General features: G+C 71.8%; 9 protein-coding genes and 2 pseudogenes. 1 reads left to right on the top strand and 10 read right to left on the bottom strand.

The window, feature by feature from the left end:
- Positions 1-372 precede the first annotated feature (372 nt).
- The 5 genes from MTQ01_RS19420 to htpG all read right to left on the bottom strand — a co-directional run bounded on the left by MTQ01_RS19420 (position 373) and on the right by htpG (position 6,151).
- The gene (locus MTQ01_RS19420; RefSeq protein WP_247491932.1) at positions 373-870 is read right to left on the bottom strand and encodes a DUF5709 domain-containing protein; all 498 of its coding nucleotides are present in this window, start codon (positions 868-870) and stop codon (positions 373-375) included.
- A 142-nt stretch (positions 871-1,012) separates the two neighbouring features.
- Positions 1,013-1,858, bottom strand: a complete 846-nt coding sequence (locus MTQ01_RS19415) for an ABC transporter permease (RefSeq protein ID WP_247491931.1) — start codon at positions 1,856-1,858, stop codon at positions 1,013-1,015.
- Positions 1,855-2,874, bottom strand: a complete 1,020-nt coding sequence (locus MTQ01_RS19410; RefSeq protein ID WP_247491930.1) for an ATP-binding cassette domain-containing protein — start codon at positions 2,872-2,874, stop codon at positions 1,855-1,857. The genes MTQ01_RS19415 and MTQ01_RS19410 overlap by 4 nt, the downstream gene beginning before the upstream one ends.
- Before the next feature lie 195 nt (positions 2,875-3,069).
- A complete protein-coding gene (locus tag MTQ01_RS19405; RefSeq protein WP_247491929.1) occupies positions 3,070-3,918 on the bottom strand; it encodes a pentapeptide repeat-containing protein in 849 nt (282 codons plus the stop codon).
- A 310-nt stretch (positions 3,919-4,228) separates the two neighbouring features.
- Positions 4,229-6,151, bottom strand: a complete 1,923-nt coding sequence (gene htpG, locus MTQ01_RS19400; protein ID WP_247491928.1) for a molecular chaperone HtpG — start codon at positions 6,149-6,151, stop codon at positions 4,229-4,231.
- Positions 6,152-6,833: 682 nt separating this feature from the next.
- Here htpG and MTQ01_RS19395 point away from each other — a divergent pair.
- Complete coding sequence (locus MTQ01_RS19395; protein ID WP_247491927.1) at positions 6,834-8,318, top strand: Glu/Leu/Phe/Val dehydrogenase dimerization domain-containing protein; 1,485 nt, start codon at positions 6,834-6,836, stop codon at positions 8,316-8,318.
- A gap of 301 nt (positions 8,319-8,619) precedes the next feature.
- Here MTQ01_RS19395 and MTQ01_RS19390 read toward each other — a convergent pair.
- The 5 genes and pseudogenes from MTQ01_RS19390 to MTQ01_RS19370 all read right to left on the bottom strand — a co-directional run.
- Positions 8,620-9,270 (bottom strand): annotated as a pseudogene (locus MTQ01_RS19390) (lactate utilization protein C); the annotation flags it as partial.
- Positions 9,267-10,717 (bottom strand): annotated as a pseudogene (locus tag MTQ01_RS19385) (lactate utilization protein B). The pseudogenes MTQ01_RS19385 and MTQ01_RS19390, both read right to left, overlap by 4 nt.
- Positions 10,714-11,478: a (Fe-S)-binding protein gene (locus tag MTQ01_RS19380; RefSeq protein WP_247491926.1), complete on the bottom strand. Its 765-nt coding sequence runs from the start codon at positions 11,476-11,478 to the stop codon at positions 10,714-10,716. Before MTQ01_RS19380 ends, MTQ01_RS19385 begins: the two are co-directional and overlap by 4 nt.
- Before the next feature lie 380 nt (positions 11,479-11,858).
- Positions 11,859-12,401 (bottom strand): hypothetical protein, encoded by a 543-nt coding sequence (locus MTQ01_RS19375; RefSeq protein WP_374207801.1) that lies wholly within the window; start codon positions 12,399-12,401, stop codon positions 11,859-11,861.
- Positions 12,402-12,728: 327 nt separating this feature from the next.
- Positions 12,729-14,969 carry a helicase gene (locus MTQ01_RS19370; protein ID WP_374207803.1) on the bottom strand — a complete coding sequence of 747 codons (2,241 nt, stop codon included), beginning with the start codon at positions 14,967-14,969 and terminating at the stop codon, positions 12,729-12,731.
- Positions 14,970-15,275: the final 306 nt, after the last annotated feature.

The raw sequence follows: 15,275 nt of genomic DNA, 5'->3' as shown, positions 1-15,275 counted from the left end.
GAGAGCCGGCCGGTGGCCGGCGGCCAGGTTCCGCCCCGACGAGTGGTCCGACGCTAACCGGCTCCGCGGCCGTCCCGGAAGCGCCCGCCGCGCCCCGCAACACGATCGCCATACGCCCGTCACGCCCATCCGCGCACCGGCCGCGACTCGCACCGGCCACAACCCGCAGTGGGCCGCCGCCCCCGCGCCGGATCGGCCGCGTCGGAGCATCCGCCCCGGGCCACCGCCCCGTGCCACCGCCCCGTGCCACCGCCCCGTGCCACCGCCCCGTGCCACCGCCCCGCGCCACCGTGCTGAGGCACCGCCCTGCGCCGCGTACGGCGTGTGCACCCCCCGCCGACCCGACCGCGACCGTCGCCCGCTCGGGGCGGGTCAGTCGAGTCGGTACGGGTTGCCGGAGTCCTCCGGCTCGTCGGGGTCGTCGACGACGGTGTGCATGGCGGCCTCCTCGGCGGAGGCCGCCGCGCTGTCGATCCCGACGTCCGTGGCGTACACGTCGCCCTCGGCATCGGACCGAACGCCCTCGCCCAGCGCGACGATCCGCCCGGAGCGCAGCGAGCCCACCTCGTCGTCGATCGGTTCGCCCTCGCCGGAGGGGAGGTCGCCGACGCCGTCGCCGTCGGGCACCCCGACTTCGGGCACCTCGTGCGAGAGCCGCACCTCCAGCGGCTCGCCGTCGTGCTGCTCGGAGGCCGTGGTGCCCCAGCTCTCCACCGCCAGAGGGCGTTCGGGCGGCGAATAGCCCTCGATCTCCGGGTCGACGCCGCGGTCGATCAGGGTGTCCTCGGGGCCGAGCAGCCCCGCGTCGTCCTGCACCTCCGAGCCGTCGGGCTGGTGGACGTCGTCGCCCATCGCGCTCTCGCCGCTCATACCCCACGCTCCGTTCAGCCGTTCCGTACGGTCCGATCCCCGGGGCCTGCCCACTCGGGCACCATCAAATCTAGGGACCCGCGACGGGGCGTGCCAGGCAGACCGGCACGGTCGGCCCCGGGGGCGGAGCAGCGCGGCTGCCTCACACGGTCGCGCGTCGGCGGCGGAAGAGCGCCGCCGCCAGCGGTACGAGCAGCGCCAGCGCGCCCGTCCACCAGGCGGTGGCCAGCCACGCCGAGTCGCCGATCGGCATGTCCAGCAGCAGTCCGCGCACCGCGTCGATCAGCGGCGAGAACGGCTGGTGCTCGGCGATGCCCCGCAGCGCGCTCGGCATCGTCTCGGCCGGGACGAAACCGCTGCTGAGATACGGCACGAAGACGATGATCAGGCCCAGTCCGCTGGCGCCCTCCGGAGTGCCGGTCACCAGCGCGAAGATCACTGCGAGCCAGGAGACGGCGGTGACGAAGAGCAGGAGCAGCGCCAGCGCGCCGAGCCACTGGCCGGGGCCCGCCTGGGGCCGGAAGCCGACGGCCACTCCGGCCGCCATGATGATCGTGATCGACAGGAAGTTCCGTGCGACCGAGGCGACGACGTGCCCCGTCAGTACGGCGATCTCCAGCGTCGGCATCGAGCGGAAGCGTTCGACGATGCCTTCCTGCAGATCGTTGGCCATGCTCACCGCGGTGCTGGAGGCGTTGAAGCAGACACTGACCACCACCAGCCCGGCGATGACGTAACTGGCGTACTCCGTGGTGCCGGTGTCGATCGCGCCGCCGAACAGGTAGCGGAAGACCAGCAGTTGGACGAGCGGCAGCACCATCGCCACCACCAACTGCTCGCCGTTGCGGGTCAGATGGCGCATGCTGCGGCCGATGAGGACCAGTGTGTCGCTCAGGCCCAGGCGTACCCGCTCCACCGGTGACCGGCCCGTACCGGGGGGCGTGTCCTCGGGGCGGGGGAGCGCGGTGGTGCTGGTGGTCGTGGTCACCGTGCGGTCACCGGCCCTTCGGCGGAGTGGGAGTCGGTCGCGGCGGGTTGCGCGGGGGAGCGGTGGTCCTGTGCGGTGTCGGCGGGGGCGCCGCCGGTGAGGCTGAGGAAGACGTCGTCCAGGGTCGGCCGGCTGAGGCCGACCCGTTCGATCTCGATGCCGTGCGCGTACAACGCGTCGAGGGCGCCGTGGAGTTGGCGGGGGCCGAGGACCGGAGCGGTGAGCCGCAGCCGTTCCTCGTCGTGGGAGTCGGTGAGACCGTCCAACACCCGCAGCGCGTCGCGCAGTTCGTCCCTATCGGCGAAACACAGCTCCAGCCGTTCGGTGCCGACGCGTTCCTTGAGCTGTTCGGGGGTGCCCTCGGCGACCACCGCACCGGCGTCCAACACCCCCACCCGGTCGGCGAGTTGATCGGCCTCGTCCAGGTACTGGGTGGTGAGGAGGATGGTGGTGCCGTCGCCGAGGAGCCCCTTGATCAGCTCCCACATGGTGGCGCGGCTGCGGGGGTCGAGACCGGTGGTGGGCTCGTCGAGGAAGAGCACCCGCGGCCCGGCGATCAGCCCGGCCGCCAGGTCCAGCCGCCGGCGCATGCCGCCGGAGTACGTCCGTGCCGGCCGGTCGGCGGCGGCGCCCAGGTCGAGGCGCTCGATCAGGTCCTCCGCCCTGCGGCGCGCCTCGGCCCGGCCCAGGCGGTGCAGCCGGCCCATCATCACCAGGTTCTCCCGGCCGGTGAGCAGCAGGTCGAGGGCGGCGTACTGCCCGGTCAGGCCGATGGTGTTCCGGACCTCCCGGGCCTGTCGCACCACGTCGAATCCGCCGACGTGTGCGGCTCCGCCGTCCGGGTCGAGCAGCGTGGCGAGGATGCGCACGGTGGTGGTCTTGCCCGCGCCGTTGGGGCCGAGCAGCGCGTACATCCGGCCGCGCTCGACGGTGAAGTCCACGCCGCGCAGCACGGGTCGACCGTCGTAGGACTTGTGGAGGTCGTGCACCTCGACGGGGTCACGAGGGTTGGGCACGGCGGCCACCCGCTTTCTGTGTATGCCATAAACTCGAGTGTGGATAGCGTACGCAGTAAGAGGGTTGCGGGGCAATCGAGGGGACCGCGAGCTCCCCCGCCCCGTGCGGGGCAGGGACAGTCGCGGTTGAGGAAGACGCTCTTGGGCGGACGTGCAGACGTGCAGACGCGCGGATGTGCGGACGCCGGGCGGGTCCTACCAGTGAGCGGGGCGCGTCAGCGAGGCGGGCAGCACCGTGTCCGCGTCGCCGCGTGCGGAGTCGATCTGCGCCTGGGTGAGGAAGAGCGCGCCCGCGAGGTTCGCCCCGCACAGGTCGGCGCCACGAAGATCCGCACCGATCAGGTCGGCGCCGCGCAGATCCGCGTGCCGCAGATCGGCGGCGACCAGCAGTGCTCCGCGCAGGTTCGCCGCACGGAGCCGGGCCGATTCCAGCCGCGCCCCGGCCAGATCGGCACCGCGTCGGTTCTGCTTCCTGCCCGGCGTGCGGGAGCGCTGGAGCTCGCCGGCCCGCAGCAGCAGCGCGCCCACCGAGGCGCGGTGCTCCTCGACGTCCAGCGCACGCAGCTCCTGCGAGGTGCCCAGCGTGAGCTGCTCGGTCCGGCGCAGTGCCCGGCGCAACTCCCCGCGCAGCGCAGTCGCGCCGGGGAACCCGAGCGCTTCGGTCAGGTACCACAGCAGCTCGTGCAGGGTCCGCATGACCGGGAAGACCTCGAACATCTCGCGCGCCCGGCCGGCGTCCCCACGCCAGTCGACGCCGCCGAACGTCACCCGGGAGACCTTCTGGCCCGCGCCGAAGCACTCGTAGACCGTGCAGCCGGCGAGGCCCCGCTCGCGCAGCTGCGGATGGACGCCGCAGCGAAAGTCCTGTTGGAGGTTGCGGCAGGGGCTGCCCGCCGGCTTGTCGAACGCGAAGTCGGAGGAGGCGAAGAACGGGAGCGCCACACAGCACAGCCCGAAGCAGTCCCCGCACTCCGCCCGGAGCCCGCCGGTCTCCCGTGGCTCCGGCTGGGGCCGGGACGGAGACGGGTCGGCTGTGTCGGTCATTTGGGCCCTCGGTTCGTGCGCGCGCAGTGGAGCGCCGACCGTAGCCGCGCGGCGGCAGCGGGGGCCAACCCTTTTACGCCGTACGGGCGGTGTCCGCACGACTCCGCCCGCCCGGCCTTCCGGCAGCGCGTGCGTACGGACACATACGGACACGTACGCACGCCCCCGCACACGCCCCGGGACCGCGGCGAAACGCGGCGGCCCGGCACCGGTCGGCCGTGTGCCACCGGTGCCGGGCCGCCGCTCGACGTTCCGCGCTGCTCCTCGACGAGCCGACCGCCGCTCGTGGAGGAGCAGCGGTCGGTGCGGGTTACAGGCCCGCGGCCAGCCGTCCGGCGAGCAGCCTGCTGAAGCGTGCCGGGTCGCTCAGCTCCCCGCCCTCGGCCAGCAGCGCCATGCCGTGCAGCAGCTCGGCCGTCTCCGCCAGGCCCGGGTCCTCGCTGTCCTTGGTGTGCGCCTCCCGCAGCGCCACGACCAGCGCGTGCTCGGGGTTGAGCTCCAGAATGCGCTTGACGTGCGGGAGTTCCTGGCCCATCGCCCGGTACATCTTCTCCAGGGTCGGGGTCACATCTCCCGCGTCGCCCACGATGCAGGCCGGCGAGGTGGTCAGCCGTGAGGACAGACGCACCTCCTTGATGTCCTCACCGAGCGAGTCGCCCAGCCAGGCGAGCAGCGGGCCGAACTCCTCGGTGCGGCGCGCGGTCTCCTCCTCCGCCTCCTCGCCGTCCTCGGAGCTCTCCAGGTCGACCTGGCCCTTGGCGATCGACTGCAGCGGGGTGCCGTCGTACTCCGTGACCTGCTCGACCCACACCTCGTCGACCGGGTCGGTGAGCAGCAGCACCTCGTACCCCTTCTCGCGGAAGGCCTCGATGTGCGGGGAGCTCTCCAGGCGCGCGCGGGAGGGCCCGGTGAGGTAGTAGATGTGCTCCTGCCCCTCCTTCATCCGCTCCTTGTAGGCGCGCAGCCCGGTCTCCTCCTTGGGGTCCTCGGTCGAGGGGAAGGAGCAGACCTCCAGCAGCGTCTCGCGGTTGTCGAAGTCGCTGAGCAGCCCCTCCTTGACCGCGCGGCCGAACTCCTGCCAGAAGGTGCGGTACTTCTCCGGGTCCTTGCCGCGCAGCGCCTTGACCGTGGAGAGGACCTTCTTGACCAGGCGGCGGTGCATCAACTGGATCTGCCGGTCCTGCTGAAGGGCCTCCCGCGAGACGTTCAGTGAGAGGTCCTGGGCGTCCACGACGCCCTTGACGAACCGCAGGTAGTCGGGGAGGAGCGACTTGCAGTCGTCCATGATGAAGACGCGCTTGACGTAGAGGTTCACGCCCCGGCGTGCGTCCTGGTGGAAGAGGTCCAGCGGCGCGCGGGAGGGGATGAACAGCAGCGCCTGGTACTCGAAGGTGCCCTCCGCCCTGGTGTGGATCGTCTCCAGCGGGTCGGACCAGTCGTGGCTCACGTGCCGGTAGAACTCGCCGTACTCCTCGGCGGTGATCTCCTCGGGCGAGCGCGACCACAGCGCCTTCATCGAGTTGACCGTCTCCACGGTCGACTCCGTCTCGCCGTCCTCGCCGGTCTTCTCGACGGGCAGCCGCACCGGCCAGGGGATGAAGTCCGAGTGCTGGCGCACGATCGCGCGCAGGGTGTCCGGCTTGGTGTAGTCGTACAGGTGGTCCTCGGTGTCGACCTCCTTGAGGTGCAGGGTCACCGAGGTTCCCTGCGGGGCGTCGTCGAGCGTCTGGAGGTCGTAGGTGCCCTCGCCCGCCGACTCCCAGCGCGTGCCCGTCTCCTCGCCGGCGCGGCGGGTCACCAGCGTCACCCGGTCGGCCACCATGAAGCTGGAGTAGAAGCCGACGCCGAAGCTGCCGATCAGATCGGCCGAGGCGGCGCCGTCCCGGTTCTCGTTCGCCTCCTTGAGCTTTCTGGCGAACTCCGCGGTGCCGGACTTGGCGATGGTGCCGATGAGCGCCACCACCTCCTCGCGGGACATTCCGATGCCGTTGTCGCGGACGGTGAGCGTGCGCGCTTCCTCGTCCGGCTCGAGGGCGATGTGCAGATCGGAGGTGTCCACCTTCAGCTCCCCGTCGCGCAGGGACTCGAGGCGGAGCTTGTCCAGGGCGTCGGACGCGTTGGAGATCAACTCACGGAGAAAGATGTCCTTGTTGGAGTAGATCGAGTGCACCACCAGCTGCAACAGCTGGCGGGACTCGGCCTGGAACTCGTACGTCTCGACCTTGCCGCTCACGGCGCTCCTCCCGAGGAGACTCTCGATGGCTATGTGGAGCACCCGGCCGTCGACCGGGTGCGCGGGCGCGTCCCCGACGCGGCCCGAGGGGTCTGATATTGCCCGGTCACCACGCGATTGGTCGAACCGGAGCGTCCGTCTTCCGCCGCGCCGGGACCCCGCGCGGGCGGCGCGCGCGGCGCAGGAGGGGGTGCGAGGAGGCCGGCGGCGCGACGCGGCGCGCTCCGACGCTTTGTCAGCTAAATCCTTAGCCAGCCGTAACACCGCTCTGAGCTGGCATTTCTCACCCATCCCGAAGGTCGCCGAGCACCCCGAAAGTTGATGACAGAACGGACCCAAGTCACGCCTTGACAAGGGATCTCTGCCGACCTCACAGTGGGCGCTACGCACAACGCATCCGAATGCGTTCTCTGCGTATTCCTGAAGAACCTTTTTGCGCCCCGTCCAGGGTCCGCTTCGGTGTGCTCTTCACCCGGCGCAATCCGTCCCGCCGTATGGCTGCGGTTTCCCCGCCGAGGGTTTCCGCTCACATTGCGGATGAATTCCGCACAGTTGTCGAACGGGCTTACCCGTCGCTGGTTCCGCGGCCGGTTCCGGTGTGCCCGAAGGCGCTGACTGTACGTGCCTATCAGTGACAGGAAAGGGTGAGTGCCAAGTGACGCAAACTGCCGTCGAGACGCCAATGCAGGTTCTTGAGCATGAACCTTACCTCCAGGTCACCTGGCGTGACACCGTGACCTCGGCCCGTGGATACGTCGTCATCGACCAGCTGGTGACGGGCATCGCCACCGGCGGTCTGCGAATGCGGCCGGGCTGCACACTCAACGAGGTCACCGAACTCGCCCGTGAGATGACCCTGAAGATGGGCGCCTTCGGAATTCACGTGGGCGGCGCGAAGGGCGGAATCGACTTCGACTCGACCGATCCGAGAGCGGAGGAAGTGCGGGAGCGCTTTCTCGAAGCGGTACGTCCCCTGCTCGAACGCTTCTGGGTCACCGCGGGTGACCTCGGAACCCAGCAGGAGCAACTGGACCGTGCCTTTTCCCGTGTGGGAATCGGCGAGAACTCCTTCCACGCCGCTGTGGTTCGCGCCCCCGCGGCGGACGAGGTGAGCGCACGAATCCGCCACGCCTTCACCGCCGAGACCGAAGGGCTGAAGCTCTCCGAGCTGGTCGGCGGCTACGGAGTCGCCGAGGCGGCGCTCGCCGCCCTCGAACACCGGGGCATCGCAGCCGGCTCCGCCCGTGCCGTCCTCCAGGGCTTCGGCGCCATGGGCGGCTCGACCGCCCGCTATCTGGACCGTGCCGGAGTGAAGGTCGTCGGCATCACCGACGCCCAGGGGCTCATCCGCAACACCGAGCGCGGTCTGGACGTGGATCTGCTGCTCGCCGCGCGCAGCCCCGGCGGTCTCATCGACCGCTCGGTACTGCGGGCGGACGACGAGGAGCTGCCCGGCGACAGCTGGCTCGACCAGGACGTCGACCTGCTGGTGCCGGCCGCGGTCTCGTACACCATCACCGCCGAGAACTGCGACCGGATCCGCGGCAGCATCATCGCCGAGGCGGCCAACGTGCCGACCACCCCCGAGGCCGAACAGCGGCTGCTGGAGCGGGGCGTGACCGTCGTGCCCGACTTCATCGCCAACACCGGAGCAGCCGCCGGCGCCTGGTGGGTGATCCTGGGCGAGGTCGTCAGCCCCGGCGGCGCCTGCAGCCGGCTGTCGGACGAGATCCGTCCGCTGGTGCGCGGGCTGATGAGCCGGGCCGACCGGACGGGCACCTCGATGCGCACCGCGGGCGTGCTCTTCGCCCGCGAGAACTCCCAGCGCATGATCCGCGAGTACGGCGAGGCCGTCGCGTACCGGGACCTGTACCCGGCGACGCCGCAGGGCCAGCCGTTCATCGAGCCGGACGGGCCCGCCATCGTCGAGCTGGCCGAGCCGGTCCAGCCGGTCCAGCCGGTTCGCCACGAGGAGCCCGCACCCTTCGCGCCGACCGCCGCACCCGCGTCCGGTGCGGGCGGCCACTTCGCCGAAACAGCCGGGTACAACCCGCCGAACGGCGCGTACACCGCCGCGGTCGAGCTGTCCGACTCCGGGCGCGAACCCGCTGCCGCCTGTCCGGCTTACTGGCCCGGGCCGGCCGATCCGGCCGGCGAGCAACTCTGAGGCCCACGTGCCTCGCGGCGCCCCCGCCGCCGGACCGGATCCGGCAGCGGGGGCGCCGCGCGTGGTGCGAGAGCCGACCTGCGCCTCGGAGTTCGGCCGCCCGAAAGGGCGGTGTGTCGCCCCAGAAGCGCGATGCGCGGCGATCCGCCCCCGGGCGTTCGGGCGTTCGGGCGTTCAGCCCCAGGTCCGTCCGACCGGGGCCCGTCCGGCTCCGACCCGCCTGATGGAGCCCGCCTGATCGAGCGCGCCTGATGGAGCCCGCCTGGCGGGCTCGGCCGAATCCCGAATCAGAGCGGGGGTTGAGGAGTACGACCTCCAGCGTGCGCGGGCCGTGTACGCCCTCGACCCTGTCCAACTCGATGTCGCTGGTGGCGGAGGGGCCGGAGATCCAGGTCAGCGGTCTGGTCAGGTCCAGTCGTTCCAGCGCCCGCACCACCGAGTCCACCACCTGGGCCCCGCAGTCCACGACACAGACGTGGTGGTCGGGAACGAGCGTGCTGCGCCGACGCCCCTGCCCGGGCCCGGAGTCCAGGACGATCGTGCCGGTCTCGGCGATGGCGAGCGCACAGCCCGTCACGACGGTGTCGACATTGTCGAGGTCCGCGAGCGTCAGTCCGTCGTGCTCGGTGACGACGGTGGCCGCGCCGCCCGGTGAGCCGACGGCCGAGACCCAGGCCGGCGGCAGCCCGGCGGCGGCCAGCACGGTTCGCGCCTCGCGTTCGGCGGTCAGCCGTGCGAGGAGTCCGGGCAGGTCGGCGGCGCCGGTGCGGTGCACCCGGGCGCGGTAGTCGGCGAGGTTCTCCGCGAGCAGGTCGACGGTCTGCGCCCGCGTACGGCTGCCGTGCACCTCCAGGTACCCGCGGTCCACCGCGACGTCCTGCGGTCGTTCCTCCCGCGGTACGTCGGCCAACGCCCGCCGCACGCGCGCCAGTACGCGTTCACGACTGCTCATCGCTCCTCCTCCTGCCGTCCCTCGCCACCGCGCGTGCCGTCAGTGCCGTGCGGGCCGTGTAGTGGGCCGGCCTCGCCGCCGCGGTCCGGGCTCTCCCGAGCCTCGCCCCGGGTGCGCCGCCACCAGTCGCGGAACGGTTCCGGCGGCACCTGCGGCAGCTCCCTGCTGTCCGTCCACGCGCGGCCGGGTCCGGGCAGCCGCCGAGGATGCAGCCCGCGGGTGCGGGAGGCCAGGCGCTGAGCGGCGCGCAGCGCGCGCGGACGCTCCAGCACCCACTGGGCGGCACGCAGCACCGCCCGTTCGCTGGTGTGCCCGCGCGCCGGTCGTACGGTGCGGCGGCGGCCGCGGACGGTCACCCGCCCGCCCTGCACGACCCGTTCACGAAGGTGGAGCAGCACCTCGGGGATGTCGATGGCGACCGGGCACACCTCGTAGCAGGCTCCGCACAGCGTGGAGGCGTACGGCAGCGAGGCGTCCAAGGCGGTTGACGTCCCGCGCAGTTGGGGTGTGAGGATGGCACCGATCGGCCCGGGTCGGTGCGGCCGTTGTCCAGGAGCACCAGATGGAAGGTGCTCGGGCCGTCGCCGTCCGTCGTTCCCGTCCACATCGAGGTGTAGGGGTTCATCCGCTCGGCCGTCGAGGAACGTGGCAGGAGTTGCAGATAGACCTCGAGGTCCCGCCGGCTGGGCACGATCTTCTCGATGCCCACCACGGAGATCAGCGTCTCCGGGAGCGTAAGACACATCCGGCCGTTGCCCTCGGACTCGACGACCACCGCCGTCCCGGTGTCGGCGACCAGGAAGTTGGCGCCGCTGATCCCGACCCGGGCCCGCAGGAACTTCTCCCGCAGATGCAGGCGGGCCGCGTCCGCCAGCTGTTCGGGGCTGTCGGTCAGGCCCTCGGGCGCCGCACGGCCCCAACTCGCCATCCGTTCGCGGAAGATGTCGCGGATCTCGGACCGGTTGCGGTGGATCGCGGGCACGAGGATGTGCGAGGGGAGATCGTCGCCGAGCTGGACGATGAGCTCCGCCAGATCGGTCTCGTAGCTGCGGATGCCCTCGCGCTCCAGCGCTTCGTTGAGGCCGATCTCCTCGGTCGCCATGGACTTGACCTTGACCACCTCGCGCTCGCCGGTCGCCCGTACGAGCCCGGTGACGATGCGGTTGGCCTCCGCGGCGTCGGCGGCCCAGTGCACCACACCGCCGGCGGCGGTCACCTTCTCCTCCACCTGTTCCAGGTAGTGGTCCAGATGCCGCAGCACCCGGTTCTTCAACGCCGCACCCGCGGCGCGCAGTTCGGCCCAGTCCTCCAGTTCGGCGACGGCCTTCGCACGGCGGTCGCGGATCGTGTGGGTGGCGTGCCGCAGATTCGCCCGCAACCGCTCGTCGCGGGTGGAGGCGGCGGCTGCCTCCGGAAAGGCGGGCATCCCCAGATACGTACTGCTCATACCGCTGCCTCCGCGTAGGGTGCGTCGGCGGTCGACGCCAGGATCTCGGCGATGTGCACGGGCCGCACGGTGGAGCCGCGCCGGGCGAGCAGACCGCCGATGTGCATGCCGCAGGAGTTGTCGACGGTGCAGACGGCCTGCGCGCCGGTGGCCTCGACACTGCGCGCCTTGTCCCTGCCCATGGCGGTGGAAACGGCGCTGTTCTTCAGCGCGAAGGTGCCGCCGAAGCCGCAGCACTCCTGCGCACCTTCCAGCTCCAGCAGCTCCAACCCCCGTACGTTCTCCAGCAGTCGGCGGGGCCGGTCGTCGAGGCCGAGCATCCGCAGCCCGTGGCAGGTGGGGTGGTACGTCACCCGGTGCGGGAACCAGGCGCCCACATCGGTCACCCCCAGCACGTCGACCAGGAACTCGGTCAGTTCGTACGTCCGGTCGGCGGCCCGCTGCACGGCGGCCGTCGACAGTTCACGTCCCTCCTCCCGCGCCCGCCGCGCCACCCGCGGATGGTGGTCGCGCACCATCGCGGCGCAGGAGCCGGACGGCGTGACGACGTAGTCGTACTCGGCGAAGACGCGGGCGTGGCGCCGCACCAGCGGCTCGGTCTGGTGCCGGTAGCCGGTGTTGAAGTGCGGCTGGCCGCAGCAGCTCTGCTCCTCGGGGAAGTGCACCCGTACGCCGAGTCTCTCCAGCAGCGTCACCACCGCTCTGCCCGTGGCGGGGTGGAGCGTGTCGTTGACGCAGGTGATGAACAGTGCGACCCGCATGGCCTCTCCTCTCCGTGCCGCACCCGCCCGCCGACTCGTGGCGGTGTGCCGCGTCGCCCCGCGCGCGGCGCGGCCTCGGCAGCCACCGGACGGCGACCGGGGGAGCGGCATCCTGCACAGTGCACTCGGACCGGTGCGGGCGCGCCGCGTGTGCGCGCCCGCACCGGCAGCCTGCCCCACCGTGCGCCGCTCACCGCCCCGGCGCACCGCTCGTGCGCTCGGCGGGGCGCTCCAGCGCCCGGCGGGGCGCATCGCTCGGGCACACCACCCCGGCGCACCACGCCGGCACACCGCTCGTACGCTCGGCGGGGCACACCGCTCGCGGCCGTGTCGGCAGGATGCGGACCCGGGCCGCCGTCGACGCGGCCCGGGCTCCGGAGTCAGGAACGCGTCCACCGCCAGGAGTCGCCGTTCTGCCTGCAGGTGATGCGGGCGCCGGAGGAAGTGGTGGTGCTGGCGCCGCGGTCGCTGTTGCGGCAGAACTGGCCCGGGCTGTAGCAGTTGCCCGCGTTGGAGACCAGGGAACAGCTCGCCGCCGCGCCGCCTCCCGTACCGCCGCCACTCGCGCTCCCGCCCGAGCCACTGCCGGTACCGCCCCCGGAGCCGGAGCCGCCCGGGGCTGAGGTGACCGTGACGGTCGGGCCCGGGGTCTTGACGGTCTTGGTCCGGGTGACCGTCGGTGCCGGCTCGGGCTCGACAGTCACCCGCTCGGTGGCGGTGGCCTCGATCGTGGCGGTGACCGTCGAGGCGGGCTTGGCGGAGTTCCCGGACGCCGTTGTGGTGTCCGGCTGTTCACCGGCGCCGCCCACCAGCACACCGAACATGAGGAGCCCGATCCCGCCGCCCCAGACCCGCTTGCGGCGGCTCAGCGGTCGCAGGTCCGGCGGGCGGGGAGGCGGACTCGGACGGTTGTACGGATTCACGGTGCCCCCTGGGCTGGTGAAGGCACGGCCGAGCACGCGAAGGCGCGGCCGGGACCACTGGGACGCCGGGCCTCCGCGCGGCGTTGAGAGTGACGCCCCCGCTGCCGGCTGCCCCGGAGGCGGGCGGGCACGGCGTTGCGTGGAGCGGTGCACAGAAGACACCCGAACCCGAGCGAAGGTTGTACGCCTTCACCCGTGCGAGTGGCCTCGCCGTGGAGACGCCCGGGGTACGTCGACAGCAACCCGTGTGCGCCCAACCCGTTGCCCAAGAAGGGGAGTTGACGCCGTTGTCTCGCACCCGGCTGCGCCACCGCCCCTCCGCGCAGCTCAGCCGGCCCGTCGGCCTTCGCCCTCCGTCCCGGCCTGCTCTTCGAGCCCGCGCGGCAGCCGCCCCGTGTGCAGTACTCCCAGGCGCTGGGTTGCGCGGGTGAGCGCGACGTATAGGTCGCTCAACGCGTACGCAGCCGGCTCGACCACCAGCACCGAGTCGAACTCCAGCCCCTTGGCGCCCCGAGGCGTCAACAGCACCACCTCGCGGGTGAGGTCGGGCTGTGCTCCGGAACCGGCGTCGGGCAGCTCGACGAGGAGCGCGGCGTGCAGCTCCTGCGGGGCGATCACCGCGGTCCGCCCTCGGCCGCTCCTGCCGTACGCCTCCCGGGCCACCGCGCCGGCCAGTTCCTGCGCGCCCACCGACCGCACCCACGGCCGCACTCCGGTCCAACGGACCGACTCCGGAGGGGTGAAGTCCGGGTCGTGCGCCCGCACCACATCGGCCGCGACCTGCATGATCTCCGCCGGCGTACGGTAGTTCACCCGCAGCCGCACCCGTTCCCAGCGGTCGCCCACATGAGGACGCAGTGCGCGCGCCCAGCTCCCGACCCCTGCCGGGGCGGCGGTCTGCGCCGGATCCCCGACCAGCGTCATCGAGCGAGTCGGCACCCGTCGCATCAGCAGCCGCCACGCCATCGCGGACAGCTCCTGCGCCTCGTCGACGATGATGTGGCCGAACGCCCAGGTCCGGTCTCCGGCCGCCCGCTCGGCCGCACTGCGGTCGTCGGTCTCCTCCTGGCGCTCGGCCATCCGCTCGGCGTCGATGATGTCGTGCGCGGCCAGCACCTCGGACTCCATGTCCTCGAACTCGTAGGACTGCGATCCGGCGGACACCTCCAACACGCCCTGCGCATAGGCGATTTCCTCCTGACGGCCGGCCTCCGCCCTGGCGCGCGCGGCGCTGTCGTCCTCGCCGAGCAGCTCTGCCGCCTCGTCCAGCAGCGGTACGTCCGCCTCGGTCCACGGACCGCCCTCCCGCCGGATCAGCTCCGCGGACTCCTCGTCCAGGTGCACCGGCTCCGCGAGATAGTCGGCGAGGAAGCGCTGCGGGGTGAGCTGCGGCCACAACTCCTCGACGGCGTCGTGCACTTCGGGGCTGGTCGCCACGTCCCGGCCGAGCTGGGCGATGTCGTCGGGGCCCAGCAGATTCTCCCCGCCCAGCGGGTCCGCGCCGATCCGCTCGACGAGCTGGGAGGTCAGCTCGTCGATGATCCGGAACGCGAAGACCGGACGGGCCAGGTTGTGCGGCAGGCTGCTCTCGCGTGCGGCGTGCCGGGCGTCCTCGGCGGTCTCGCGGTGCAGCAGGAGCGTGCCGTACTCCTCGTGGTCGATCTCCCGCACCCTTTCGGGAACGGTCTGCCGGCCCCGCAACGCCTTCGCCAGCACATCGGCCATCTCCGGGCGCCCCTTCACCTCGGCGGCGGCCGGACTCTCCTCCCCGGTGGCCCGCACGCCGGGGAAGAGCTCACCGGGCGTGGCAAGCAGCACCCCGGTCTCGCCGAGCGAGGGCAGCACCTCGCCGATGTAGTCGAGGAACGCCGGGTTGGGGCCCACGATCAACACGGCCCGGCGGGCGAGCAGTTCACGGTGCTCGTAGAGCAGGAACGCCGCCCGGTGCAGCGCCACCGCCGTCTTCCCGGTGCCCGGCCCGCCCTCGACGACCATCACCCCTCGGTGCGGTGCGCGGATGATCCGGTCCTGCTCCGCCTGGATGGTGCGCACGATGTCGTGCATCCGGCCGGTGCGAGCCGCGTCCAGTGCGGCGAGCAGCACCGCGTCGGCGTCGCTGCTCTCGTGCCCGGTGCGGGTCGGGTCGCTGATGTCCATCAGCTCGTCGTGCAGCGCGGTGACGGTACGACCCTCGGTCGTCAGATGCCTTCTGCGTCGCAGCCCCATCGGGGAGTGGCCCGTCGCGAGATAAAAGGGACGTGCCGCCTCGGCCCGCCAGTCGATCAGCATCGGCTCGCCGGTCAGCTCCTCGTGCTGAATTCCCATGCGTCCGATGTGATGTGTTCGACCGTCCCCGAAATCCAGCCGACCGAAGCACAGGCCGTGCTCGGCGGCATTGATCGCCGCGAGCCGACGGGACCCCTCCGAGACCGCGACCTCCCGCTCCAGCTTGGCCTGGTAGGCGTTCCCGACCTGCGCAAGCGCCCCGCGCGCGGACTCCTGAGCCCGCGCCCTGAGCACGTCGAGACGTTCGTGGAGCGCACTGACGAATTGCTGCTCCCGCTCGATTTCACTGTTTGACAATTCCGCTCCCGCCGAGTTAGGCTGACTCCAGCGCATTAATCAATGTGCCGATCGCAGGCAAATGAAACATTGAATATACGCTGAATCGAGTCGTGGATGTCAAATTCATCCGCGACTTTCTTTTTGCCTCGACTCCCCGCCCGCCACCGGCACCGGTCGATGTGCGGCTCGCAGCCGAAGCGTCAGATGTGCGCCGAGGAGCGCCGGCTCGCACGGGGCGCCGCCCCTGCGGTCAGGCAGAGTGCCCTCGTCCCCGTCGGACGGCTCGACGTTCCTGCCCGCTGATCGGGA

Source organism: Streptomyces sp. XM4193 (assembly GCF_023072595.1).
Taxonomy (GTDB): Bacteria; Actinomycetota; Actinomycetes; order Streptomycetales; family Streptomycetaceae; genus Streptomyces.
This window is presented reverse-complemented; position numbering and strand designations above follow the sequence as displayed.

Bases quoted from the DNA above. Each gene is read 5' to 3' on its own strand.
- MTQ01_RS19420 (WP_247491932.1), bottom strand. From the start codon at position 870: ATGAGCGGCGAGAGCGCGATGGGCGACGACGTCCACCAGCCCGACGGC.
- MTQ01_RS19405 (WP_247491929.1), bottom strand. From the start codon at position 3,918: ATGACCGACACAGCCGACCCGTCTCCGTCCCGGCCCCAGCCGGAGCCA.
- MTQ01_RS19395 (WP_247491927.1), top strand. From the start codon at position 6,834: ATGCAGGTTCTTGAGCATGAACCTTACCTCCAGGTCACCTGGCGTGAC.
- MTQ01_RS19380 (WP_247491926.1), bottom strand. From the start codon at position 11,478: ATGCGGGTCGCACTGTTCATCACCTGCGTCAACGACACGCTCCACCCC.